We start from the raw sequence: 12,004 nt of genomic DNA, 5'->3' as shown, positions 1-12,004 counted from the left end.
TCGCACCACGGCACGTGAGAGGGACGCTTCATGGACACGACGACGCTGGCGGCCTTCCTGGCCATGGATCTGCTGCTGGTGTTCACCCCGGGCGCGGACTGGGCCTACGCCGTCACCGCCGGTCTGAGGGACCGGACGGTCGTTCCCGCGGTGGCCGGACTGGTGGCGGGATACGCCGGGTACACCCTGCTGGCGGTCGCGGGCCTGGTGGTGGTCGTGGCCGGGTCGGCGACCCTGCTGACCGCCCTGACCGTCACCGGGGCGGGCTATCTGGTGTGGCTCGGCGCGAGCCAGCTACGGCAGCCCGCCGCGCCCGCTCCCGCCGGGGAGGCGAGCGGCCCGGACGGCTCCTCGCCACTGCGGGTGATGCTCAAGGGTGCCGGCACCAGCGGCCTGAATCCCAAGGCCCTGCTGCTGTACTTCTCGCTGTTCCCCCAGTTCATCGACCCGGCGGGCGGCTGGCCCGTCGCCGGGCAGACCGGTCTGCTGGGCGCGCTGCACATGACCGTGTGCGCCGTCGTGTACCTGGCCGTCGGCGTCCTGGCCCGTACGGTCCTCCGGGCCCGGCCGGCCGCGGCCCGTGCGGTCACCCGGGTCTCCGGGGTGCTGATGATCGGCATCGGCGCCGTCCTGCTGGCCGGGCGCCTGACGGCCGCCTGGTCCTGAGCCGTGCGCCGCCCGGCGGTCGCGGAGAGCCTCCGCGCGTTCCGCCGCCGGGCCGGTCGCCGGAGAGTCCCGCTGCGAGCGCGCCCGCGGCGGCCGGTGGCGCGACAATCGGGGCAGGAACCCGTGAGCGGTCGAGAGGCGTCACAGCGGAGGCACCGTGGAGGGACGCGTACCGGAGGGCCTGGCGGTCGTCGTCGACGCCGGCGGGGCGGTCATGGTGTGGAGCGACGGCGCCCGCCTGCTGCTCGGCTTCGACTCCGCCGACGTGGTGGGCAGGCCCGTGACGGACCTGCTCGCCGCCGGGCTCCCGAAGTCCACGCGGCGGCATCTGGCCGACGGGCGCCGCTGGGCCGGTGAGGTGGCGCTGCGGCACCGGGACGGCGACCGCGTCGTGGTCCGGCTGCAGGGAACGCCGCTGCTGGACGCGGACGGCGGGCGGCTGTGGCTCGTGACCGGGACGGCGCCGGTCCACCGGACCGGTCCGGTGGAGCCGGCCACGCTCCCCCTGTGGGACCTCGCGCTGGCCCAGTTGCCGGTGCCGGTGGCGGTCTACGACCGGGACGCCCGGCTGGTGGCCGCCAACGAGGCCATGGCCGAGGTCATGGGCCGGACCGAGGAGGAGATGAAGGGCCTGACCCTGTGGGAGATCGAGCCCAACCCGCCCTTCGACGAGTACGACCGACTCCAGCGAGAGGTCCTGCGCACCGGCGAGACGATCTTCCACGAAAGACGCAGCAAGGCGCCGGGCGAGATCCGGCGGCACGCCTGGTCGATGTTCATGTCGCCGCTGAAGGACGAGACCGGCGCCGTACGGGGCATGTCGGCGACGGTGTTCGACACGACGGAGCAGTACTGGGCCCGCCGCCGGCTCGTCGTGCTCAACGAGGCCAGCACCCGGATCGGCAGCACCCTCGACGTCACCCGGACGGCCGAGGAGCTGGCCGAGGTCGCCGTGGCCGGCGGGTTCGCCGACTTCGTCACCGTGGACCTGCTGGAGTCCGTCGCCGTGGGCGACGAGCCGGGGCCGCTGCCGCGGGACACATCCGTGACGGTGCGGCGCACCGCGCAGCGGTCGGTGCTGGAGGGCTGCCCGGAGTCGGTGGTCCCCTCCGGCGGCACCACCCGCTACCCGGTGGGGACGCTTCCGCTGCGCACCCTGGCCGGGGGCCGGGCCACGCGCCACCGGCCGGGCGATCCGGAGCTGCGGGAGTGGATCGCGTCCTCCCCCGCCCGGGCCGAGAGCGTGGCCCGGCACATGATCCACTCGGTGATGCTGGCGCCGCTGCGCGCCCGGGGAGTCACCCTGGGCCTGGTCCACTTCCTGCGGCACCGCACGGCGGAGCCGTTCAGCGAGGACGATCTGCTGCTCGCCGAGGAGATCGTCACCCGAGCGGCGGTCAGCGTGGACAACGCCCGCCGCTACACCCGCGAACGCCGCACGGCACTGGCGCTCCAGCGCAGCCTGCTGCCGCGGAGACCGCCGCGGCTGGCGGCCGTCGACGTCGCCTACCGCTATCTGCCGACCGGCTCCGGCGCGGACATCGGCGGCGACTGGTTCGACGTCATCCCGCTGTCCGGCGCCCGGGTCGCCCTGGTCGTGGGGGACGTGGTGGGGCACGGCGTGCACGCCTCGGCCACGATGGGCCGGTTGCGGACCGCCGTCCGCACGCTCGCGGACGTCGACCTCCCGCCCGACGAGCTGCTCACCCAGCTGGACGACCTGGTCATCCGGCTGGACCGGGAGGAGGGGCCCGATGCGCGCGGGTCCGGCGCACAGTCCGGGCAGGTGGGCGCCACCTGCCTGTACGCCGTGTACGACCCGGTCTCCCGGCGCTGCACCGCGGCCCGCGCCGGGCACCCGCCACCCGCGCTGGTCACCCCCGGCGGCGCGGTGCGGCTGATGGACCTGCCGGCCGGGCCGCCGCTCGGTCTGGGCGGTCTGCCCTTCGAGGCCGTGGAGCTGCAACTGGAGGAGGGCAGCCTGCTCGCCCTCTACACCGACGGTCTCGTCACGACTCCGGAGCACGACATCGAGAACGGTGTCGGCCTGCTGTGCCGCGCGCTGGGCGACCGTGCGGGCACGCTGGACGAGACCTGCGACCGGGTTCTGCACACCCTGCTGGACGGCAGGCCCGCCGACGACATCGTGCTGATGCTGGCCCGCACGGCCGCGCTCGACGCCGGGCGGGTGCGCACCTGGCAACTGCCGCCGGAGCCCGCCGCGGTGGCCCGGGCACGCAAGATGGCGGGTGAGCAGCTGGCCGAATGGGGGCTGCTGGAGGCCGAGTTCGCGACCGAGCTGATCGTCAGCGAACTCGTCACCAACGCGCTGCGGTACGGCGGCGCCCCCATCGAGCTGCGGCTGATCCGCGACGCGAGCCTGATCTGCGAGGTGTCGGACGGCAGCAGTACCGCACCGCACCTGCGCCGGGCCCGGGTCTTCGACGAGGGCGGACGCGGGCTGTTGCTCGTCGCGCAGCTCGCCGAGCGCTGGGGCAGCCGTCAGACGGCCACGGGCAAGACCATCTGGGCCGAGCAGGCGCTGTCGGCGGACGGGACCTGAGCATGTCCCAGGCGGCGGCCGTCACCGCGGCGTCGAAGGCGGGGTCGCCGGCGGTGGTGCAGAAGCCGGAGTCGAGGACGGCGACCGGCCCGCCCGCTGCGTCCACGGGGATGTTCGGCGGCACGAGGTCCCGGTGCAGGAGGCTGTGCGCCCGGCCGGGCGGGGCCCCGCAGCGCGTCGACCGTACGGGAGACGACACCGGCGAGGCCGGGCACGTGCGCGGCGAGCCCCTCCTCGTGGCGGCCGACTGCGCGTTCGCCGCAGGCGGCGAGCGCGTCGGGGAAGTGTGCCCGGCCCCGCCACAGCGGCCGGTCGTCGCCCTGCGACACCGGGCGCCGCACGGCCTCGCTGCCGGGCACCGTGGCCAGGGCCCCTCGGGCCTGCCCGACCACGACATCGCCGCACACCGTTCAACCAGCGCGCGGCGGCGCACGGGGCTTGCGGACGCGCACCCGTGCGTGCCGATACTGGACGACTGGCCACCCGCCGTGTCCGGGAGGGACCGCATGACCGTGCGTACGGGACGTGTCGAACTGACGCCCGCGGCGGAGGAGTTGCTGCGGCGCCTGACCGCCGCGCACGGGCCGGTGATGTTCCACCAGTCCGGCGGCTGCTGCGACGGCAGCGCGCCGATGTGCTATCCGCGCGGTGAGTTCCGGGTGGGCGCCTCGGACGTCCTGCTGGGCCGGGTGGGCGGTGACACCCCGTTCTGGATGAGCGGCGACCAGTTCCGCTACTGGTCGCACACCCACCTCACCGTGGACGTCGTCCCGGGCCGTGGCGGCGGCTTCTCGCTGGAGGCTCCCGAGGGTGTCCGTTTCCTGCTGCGCTCCCGCCTCCTCACGGACGGGGAACTGAGCCGGATCGAGTCGGAGCCGCCCCTGCCGACCGGCGCGGACGGGATCGCGTAGCCCGAGGGGTCCCGGGCCGGCCGGTGACAGCCGGCCCGAAACGTTTTCGGAACCTCGCCGAATTCCACGATGCCGGGCGGGCGGTGCCATCGGGGTATTCACCTGGCGCACGGAATGCGATCCCCGCGCGAACGCGCTTCGACGATGGATCTCCCAGCGCTTCCTCTTGCATCCGTGCGCCCCCTCGCAGAAAGGGTTCGCCAGATCGGCGGCCCGTGCGGACTGGGCAGGACTCGGTGAGCATCGAGTCGGTGAAACCGTCACCGAATGAGCCGGCCGACCAGGACAGGTGGTTTTCGATGAGCGGCGTCGATTCCCAGACCGAGCGGGTGTGGACCGCCGGTACTGCACCAGGCATATTCCCTTTCCTCAGTCACGGTATCGCCTTGGCCCGCCGGCCGCTGGCGTTTCTGAATTCCCTGCCCGAGCACGGTGATCTCGTCGAGTTGCGCCTCGGCCCGCAGCGCGCCTGGATGGTGTGTCACCCCGAGCTGGTCCACCGGGTCCTCATGGACACCAGGACCTTCGACAAGGGCGGCCCGTTGTACGACAGGCTCGGCAAACTCATGGGGGACGGCCTGGTGACCTGCCGTCAGGACACCCACCGCGGCAAGCGCAGAATGCTGCAGCCCGCCTTCCGGCCCTCGCGGATCGCCGGGTACGCGGACCTGATCGTCGAGGAGGCGGAGGCCGCCTGCCGCACCTGGCAGCCGGGGCGGGACATCGCGGTCAGCGCGGAGATGACGGCGTTGACGACGAGGGTGATCAGCCGCGTCCTGCTGTCCGACTCGCTGGACGAGGCCACCGCCGCGGAGGTGCGGGACTGTCTGACCGTCATCGTCCGCGGCCTGTTCATCCGCACGATAGCCCCGGTCGACGCCTTCTTCCGCTTACCCCTCCCCGCCAACCGGCGCTACGGGCGGGCGGTGGCGCGCATGCACGCGATCATCGACACGGCCGTCGCCGGGCGCAGCGGCGGCGCACCCCGCAACGACGTGCTGGGCACCCTCCTGGCGGCCCGGGGCGAGGAGGGTGCACCGGACCTCACCGCGGAGGAGATCCACGACCACCTGGTCACGCTGCTGCTCACCGGCGTCGAGGCGCCCGCCCTGTGTCTCGCCGACGCCTTCGCGCTCCTCGGCCGCCACCCGGAGGCGGAACACCGGTTGCACGAGGAGATCGACAGCGTGCTGGAAGGACGGCCCCGGCCCACCCCCGCCGATCTGCCGCGTCTGTCCTACACCCGTTGTGTGATCTCCGAGACGCTGCGCCACACCTCGCCGGGCTGGCTCTTCACCCGTGTCACCACCGGACGGACGGAGCTGGCCGGGCGCCGGCTGCCCCGCGGGGCGACGGTGCTGTACAGCCCCTACCTCCTGCACCACGCGCCCGGCACCTTCCCCGAGCCCGAGCGGTTCCTCCCCGAGCGCTGGCTGCCGGGGCGGACCACCGCCGAGCAGCGCCGCGCCTGGATGCCGTTCTCCGCGGGTGGCCGCAAGTGCCTGGGCGACGAGTTCTCCCTGACAGAGGCCACGCTGGTGCTCGCGACCATCGCGAGCCGCCTGCGCCTTCGGCATCTGCCGGGGCGGGCCGAACGGCAACGCCCGGCGATCACCCTCGGACAGCGGGACCTGGTGATGTCCTGTGAGCCGCGTGCCCGCGCGCCGCGGCCCGCGCAGGCGGTTCCCACCGATACTCCGGGCGCACGGACGGCGGGTGACGGCCATGTCGGTCACGCATGAGGAGACCTCCGTAGGAGAGCCGGGCGACGCCTGTGCCTCCAGCCTGGTGGAGCTGATCGACGCCCACCTCCACATGCCCTACCCGTTCCGCCGCAACCCCTACGAGGCCGAGGCGGCGGCGGGCGTCGACCTCTGGCTGGCCGAGTGCGGGCTGACCGGCGAAGCGGAGGTCGCGGCGATGATCGCGCGGACCCGTCCCGCGCAACTCGCCTCGTACAACGGCCCGGACATGGACGCCGGTCTGCTGCGGATCGCGGCGAACCAGATCGCGTACCAGTTCGTGTTCGACGACCGCGCGGAGGAGATCGGGCGGGAGTCACCGGAGTCGCTGCTGCCGATGCTCACCGAGAGCGTCGGCGTCCTGCGGGACGGCCGGCCGCCCGTCACCGCGCTGGGAGCCGCCCTGGCCGACCTCTTCGACCAGGTCCGTCTGCGCTGCACCCCGGCGCAGGCCGCACGCTGGGCCTGGAAGAGCCGGGAGTACGTGCACGGACTGCTGTACGAGGCGGTCGCCCAGGCCGGCTCCCGTCCGCCCCGGGTCGACCTGTGCGGCTCCATACGGTCCCTGACCGCCGGCGTCGAGCCGTTCCACCCCTTGTGCGAGGCGGCGCAGCCCGCCGAACTGCTGCCCGAGGAGCTGCACCATCCGGCGGTGCGGCGGCTGAGCCGGCTGTCGGCCGACGCCGCGGTCTGGATACCCGACCTCTTCTCGGCGGTGAAGGAGCGGCGGTCCGGCGGCGTCATCAATGTGGCGCTCGCCTACGAGCGCAGCCGGCGGTGCTCCCTGCCCGCGGCCGTCCTGCTGGCCGTACGGCAGATCAACGACACGATCCGCGAGGTCGAGCGGCTGCGGGCCGTCGTCTCACCGGTGCTGAGCCCCGCCGGGGCCGGCTACGTGGAGGCACTGACCGGCTGGATCGGCGGCTGCTACCACTGGTCCCGCACCGTGCCGCGCTACGCGGACGCGGCGTCGGAACCGCTGAGGTCGGATCCGTCCCCTCAAGGCAAGAAAGGTTGACCGACATTACCCGAAGGAGGGAAGCCGGCCGCCGCTCCTCCGCATGATTCATCCTTTCCAGTTGCAGCGACCGTCATATCAGGCCATTACCGCACCTGTACGGGCATACGCTCGGCCCTGTCTCCCGGAGGCCGACGACAGAAAGTGGTGCGGCACATGGAGCAGGATCTTGGGCAACCCTTACCCGAGACCCGGCCGTTGCTCGAGCGTGCGCGCGAACTGCGGGCCCTCGACACTGCCTTGGCGGAACTGCGGTACGCGGTCGACGGTGTGCCGCGCCCCCGCACCAGTGGGCTCCTGGCCTTCACCGGATCGGCGGGGCTCGGCAAGACGGCGCTGGTCACACAGGCCCGCGCCCGGGCCGTGGCGCGCGGGTTCACCGTGTTCTCGGGCAGGGGCGGCGAGAAGGACCAGAAGCTGGCGTTCCACGTGGCGCGCCAGCTCGTGCAGCCCTCGCTGGCGGCGCTGGACACGGAGACACTGCGCCAGGCCCTGGGCAGCTGGTACGACATCGTCTCGGCGGCCCTCGGCCTGGAGGCCGGGGGCGCCGCCCGGCTGCCCGACCCGGGTTGTGTGCGCGAGGGTTTGGACTGGGTGATGACCCGCCTCGTCGTCCGCCGGGCGCCCGCCGTCCTGCTCCTGGACGACCTGCACTGGGCCGACGCCGAGTCCCTGGGCTGGCTCGCCTCGTTCGCCCCGCGGGTCGACGATCTGCCCCTGCTGATCGTGGCCGCCTACCGGCCCGACGAACTGCCGCCGGAGGGCGCGGCGTTCCGCACGCTCACCGGACGGCACGGCAGACGTTCCTTCACCCTGGAACGCCTCAGCGCGGACGGCGTGACGCGGATCGTCAGGGACGAACTCGGGCAGGAGGCCGAGGACCGCTTCTGCAAGGAGTGCTGGTCGGTCACCGGAGGCAGCCCTTTCGAGGCGGTCGAACTCGCCATCCGGCTGGGTGAGCGGAAGCTGCGGGGCACGGAGCGCGACCTGTCCGCCATGCGGGAGATCGCCGCGACGGTGAAGGGCCCGGGCCTGCACGAGAGGCTGCAACGGCTCGACACGAGAACCGTCCGCTTCGCGCAGACCGCCGCCGTCCTCGGCTCCCCCTTCTGCCCGCGGCGCGCCGCCGCCATCGCGGTGCTCGGCGAGGAGGACACGGCCGAGGCGATCGCGGACCTGCGCGCCGCCCGCATCCTGGCCGACGGGGAGGGCCCGCAGGGCGAGCTGGAGTTCGTCCACCCGCTGGTCGCCACCTCGGTCTACCGGCACATCCGCTCCGGTTTCCGGGTCCTTCTGCACAACCTCGCCGCGGAGTCGCTGCGCACCGCGGGCGAAAATCCCACCGCGGCCGCCCGGCACCTGCTGGAAGTGCCCTGCGAGGGCAGACCCGAGGCGGTGGCGTGTCTGCGCGAGGCCGCCCGCGAGAGCCTGCGCGCGGGCGCCACCGAGGCCGCGCGACGCCTGCTCACCCGCGCGCTGCAGGAGCCTCCGCTGCCGGAGGACCGGGCCTCGGTCCTGTACGAACTCGCGTGCTGCACCTTCCTGATCGAACCCACCGCCACCGTGCGCCACCTGCGCGAGGCCCTGGCGGAACCCGGCATCGACCCCGACCTGCACGCCTCCATCGTCTACACGCTCACCCAGGCGCTGGCCCACACCGACCAGCTGGCCGAGGCCGCCACCGTCGCCGCCGAGGAGGCGCGCAAGGCCGCCCACCCCCGCGTGCGACTGCGCATGCAGGCCGACCACTTCGTGTGGAGCATGGTCCGCACGGACGACGTCGACTCACCGGCCCACTCCCGCGCCCTGACCCGGCTGGCCGCGCAACTGCCCGGCCGCAGCCTGGAGGAGCGCTGCATCTTGGGCCTGCGCGCCTGGGACGCCATGAAGCGCGGCGAACCGCGGGAGACCTCCCTCGCCTTCGCCGAGAAGGCGCTCGACGGCGGCATGAGCTGGACCGACGAGAACCGCGGCTTCGAAGTCCCCGTCTCCGTCGCTCTGGTGTTCATGTACGGCGACCGGCCGCGGCGGGCCGAGGAGCTGTTCAGCAAGGGCATCGCCGAATGCGTGAGCAAGGGCTGGCGCGGCTCCCACCTGGCCCTGGGGCAGACCCTGGCGGGTTACATCCGCTACCGCCGGGGGTGTCTCGCCGAGGCCGAGAACCTGGTCCGGGAGGGCCTGCGGATCGCCGAGAAGGTGGAGGGGGCGGTCCCCGCCCGGTGGTTCGCGCTCGGCGTCCTCATCCAGACGCTGCTGGCCCGCGGGCGCGTCACCGAGGCACGCCGGCTGGCGGACGGGTCCCGGTATGCCACCGAGGTGCCGAACGCCGTGATCTACCCGGACCCGCGCACCGTGTACGCGGAGCTGCTCATCGCGGAGGGCCGGCAGGCGGAGGCCGTGCCCCTGCTCACCGGGGTCGGCGCCTGGCTGGACCGGCGGGCCTGGCGGAACCCCGCCTGGTGCCCGTGGCAGCTCGACCTGGCCTCCGCGCTCGCCGCGACGGCCCCCGACGAGGCCGTCCGCCACGCCGAGGAGGCCGTGCGCCGCGCACGCGACTTCGGTGCCGCCTCGATCGTCGGACAGGCGCTGCACACACTGGCCGACGTCACCGGCGGGCCGGCCGCGCTCGCGCTGTACGACGAGGCCGTCGACCATCTCGAACGGTCGCCCGCGGGCTACGAACTCGCCCGCGCCCTGGTCGGCCACGGAGCGGCACTGTCGCGCAACGGCCGGGTGCAGACGGCGGCCGACCGGCTCTACCGGGGCCTGGAGGGGGCGGTGCACTGCGGCGCCGAGGCCCTCGCCGCACGGGCCAGGGCGGAGTTGTCGGCGGCGGGGATGCGGCCGCTGCCCCTGCGGTACGCGCAGTCCGACCTGCTCACGGCTCACGAGCGCAGGGCCGCCGAGATGACGGCCCGGGGACATCCGGCGCCGGCGGTGGCGAAGGAACTGCGGATCACCGAGGAGGGCGTGCGCCGGCAACTGTCCTCGGTGTACCGCAAACTGGGCACCGACGCCGCCGGGCTGGCCGACGCCCTGCGGACCTCGCCACGGCCGGGGCGGTGAAACCGCGCCCGGGCCCGGCCGGCTCACAGGGGACCGGGTGCCGGTCCGCCCTTGAGCCGTTCCAGGTCGGAAGGGCGGACCTGGATGACGACCAGGGCGATCAGCGCGGCCACGGCGGTGAAGACGGCCGCCATGACGAACGCGGACGAGACGCCGGCGGTGAGGATCTCGTCGGACCAGGGTTTGGGGAGCTGCCCGGTGCGCTCGAACCGCAGCCGTTCCACCGGCGTCGCCTGGCGCAGGAAGTCGGGGACCTGCTTCCCGGCCTCGTCGGTGCTGGCCGTGCCGTACATCGTCACCAGGATGGACAGCCCGAGGGAACCTCCCACCTGCTGGGTGGCGTTGAGGAGCCCGGAGGCCGCGCCGGTCTCGGGGGCGGGCACGTCGGACAGGGCCATCAAGGTCAGCGAGACGAACTCCATGCCCATGCCGAGGCTGAAGACCAGCATCGGGCCGAGGACGCTGCCCGCGTAGGTGGAGTGCACGTCGGTCAGGGTGAGCCAGGCCAGGCCGGCCGCCGCCAGGATCGCGCCCGTCACCATGAACGGCTTGGGCCCGTAGACGGGCAGGAACCGTGAGGCCAGTCCGGCGCCGACGGCGATGACCGCGCTGACCGGCAGGAAGGCGAGACCGGCGGCCAAGGGGCTGAAGCCCAGCACGTTCTGCACGAACAGCGTCAGGAAGAAGAACATCCCGAAGATCGCGGCGGCCAGGCACAGCATGATGCCGTAGGTGCCCGCACGGTTGCGGTCGGCGAACATGTGCAGCGGCGTGATGGGCTGCCTGGAGCGCCGCTCCACCAGGATGAAGGCGATCAGCAACACGACCGCTCCGGCGAAGGAGGCCAGGGTGAGGGGGTCCCGCCAGCCGTCCTGCGCGGCCCGGATGAAGCCGTAGACGAGCAGCACCATGCCCGCGGTGGAGGTGAGGGCTCCGGTGACGTCGAAGCGGCCGGGGTGGCGTTCGGACTCGCGGATCCACTTGGGGGTGGCGAGCACGATGAGCAGCCCGATGGGCACGTTGACGAACAGCACCCAGCGCCAGTTGAGCCACTCCACCAGCATCCCGCCGGCCAGCAGGCCGATCGCGCCGCCGCCCGCCGAGACCGCGGCGAACACCCCGAAGGCGCGGTTGCGTTCCGGTCCCTCGCGGAAGGTGGTGCTGATCAGCGCGAGGGAGGTCGGGGACGCGATGGCGCCGCCCACACCCTGGAGGGCGCGTGCGCCGAGGAGTTGGCCGGAGTTCTGGGCGAACCCGCCGAGCAGGGAGGCCAACACGAAGAGAAGCACGCCGAAGATGAACACGCGCCGCCGGCCCAGGATGTCGCCGGCCCGGCCTCCGAGGAGCAACAGGCCCCCGAAGGTGAGCGTGTAGGCGTTCACCACCCACGACAGGCTCGTGGTGGAGAAGTCGAGGTCGCTCTGGATGTGCGGCAACGCGATGTTGACGATCGTGATGTCGAGAACCACCATCAGCTGACACGAGGCGATGACCAGAAGCGCCATCGCGCTTCCACCACCACCGGGTTCGCTGGTGGTGGTCGCCTGTGGTGCGGCCGGCTGCGGGCTGCTGCCTGCGGTGTCCACCGTTCGACGGTACGCCCGCCTCCTGGGCCTCACCACTCGACCGGCCCGGGGCGTGACCGGGTGCCGGTCGGCCGGTGCCGAAGGTCCCGCCCCACCGGTGCGCGGGGGCGGTTCGTGGACCCGGCGTTCGCGCCGGCGGCGCCGGACGCGGGCGGGAATCCGGCGACCCCGCGCGAGGTGGAGGTGCTGCGGCTGACCGCCGACGCACGCCGTCGCGGGGGATCGCCGGGCGGCTGTGCCGGTCCGTGGCGACGGTCCGCAACGACCTGCCCGCGATCACGCGAGACGGGCGGCCGCAACCGCATCGACGCCGTCCGGAGCGCACCGAGTCGGGCTCGGTCTGAACGCCCGGCCCCTTGCGGCCCCGCGTGCCCGGGAGCGACCCTGAACGCCCCCGGGCCGAGGAGCGGCCGGGCAGGTCATCGAGGTGTACCTGCCCGGCCCCACCCCCG

At 73.6% G+C, this 12,004-nt stretch carries 7 protein-coding genes and 1 pseudogene; 6 read left to right on the top strand and 2 right to left on the bottom strand.

The genetic code is table 11. The annotated features are described in order from the left end of the window. The first annotated feature begins 30 nt into the window (after positions 1 to 30). Both Q5694_RS00665 and Q5694_RS00660 read left to right on the top strand, forming a co-directional pair. A complete protein-coding gene (locus Q5694_RS00665) occupies positions 31 to 666 on the top strand; it encodes a LysE family translocator (RefSeq protein ID WP_333929952.1) in 636 nt (211 codons plus the stop codon). A gap of 157 nt (positions 667 to 823) precedes the next feature. After that, positions 824 to 3,229, top strand: a complete 2,406-nt coding sequence (locus Q5694_RS00660) for a SpoIIE family protein phosphatase (RefSeq protein ID WP_333929951.1) — start codon at positions 824 to 826, stop codon at positions 3,227 to 3,229. A gap of 55 nt (positions 3,230 to 3,284) precedes the next feature. Here the strand turns inward: Q5694_RS00660 and Q5694_RS00655 are convergent. After that, positions 3,285 to 3,626: pseudogene (locus Q5694_RS00655) on the bottom strand (hypothetical protein); the annotation flags it as partial. Between the two features lie 109 nt (positions 3,627 to 3,735). Here Q5694_RS00655 and Q5694_RS00650 point away from each other — a divergent pair. The 4 genes from Q5694_RS00650 (at position 3,736) to Q5694_RS00635 (ending at position 9,966) form a co-directional block, all read left to right on the top strand. Further along, the gene (locus Q5694_RS00650) at positions 3,736 to 4,140 is read left to right on the top strand and encodes a DUF779 domain-containing protein (protein ID WP_333929950.1); all 405 of its coding nucleotides are present in this window, start codon (positions 3,736 to 3,738) and stop codon (positions 4,138 to 4,140) included. A gap of 386 nt (positions 4,141 to 4,526) precedes the next feature. Next, positions 4,527 to 5,882, top strand: a complete 1,356-nt coding sequence (locus Q5694_RS00645; protein WP_333929949.1) for a cytochrome P450 — start codon at positions 4,527 to 4,529, stop codon at positions 5,880 to 5,882. After that, positions 5,866 to 6,900 carry a (-)-alpha-amorphene synthase gene (locus tag Q5694_RS00640; RefSeq protein ID WP_333929948.1) on the top strand — a complete coding sequence of 345 codons (1,035 nt, stop codon included), beginning with the start codon at positions 5,866 to 5,868 and terminating at the stop codon, positions 6,898 to 6,900. Before Q5694_RS00645 ends, Q5694_RS00640 begins: the two co-directional genes overlap by 17 nt. A 156-nt stretch (positions 6,901 to 7,056) precedes the next feature. Continuing rightward, the gene (locus Q5694_RS00635) at positions 7,057 to 9,966 is read left to right on the top strand and encodes an ATP-binding protein (protein ID WP_333929947.1); all 2,910 of its coding nucleotides are present in this window, start codon (positions 7,057 to 7,059) and stop codon (positions 9,964 to 9,966) included. Between the two features lie 23 nt (positions 9,967 to 9,989). On the opposite strand, the gene Q5694_RS00630 is transcribed toward Q5694_RS00635, so the two are convergent. Then, positions 9,990 to 11,471 (bottom strand): MFS transporter, encoded by a 1,482-nt coding sequence (locus tag Q5694_RS00630; protein WP_333930540.1) that lies wholly within the window; start codon positions 11,469 to 11,471, stop codon positions 9,990 to 9,992. Between the last annotated feature and the right edge of the window lie 533 nt (positions 11,472 to 12,004).

The sequence above is a fragment of the Streptomyces sp. AHA2 genome (assembly GCF_036857595.1).
Classification (GTDB): Bacteria; Actinomycetota; Actinomycetes; order Streptomycetales; family Streptomycetaceae; genus Streptomyces.
This window is presented reverse-complemented; position numbering and strand designations above follow the sequence as displayed.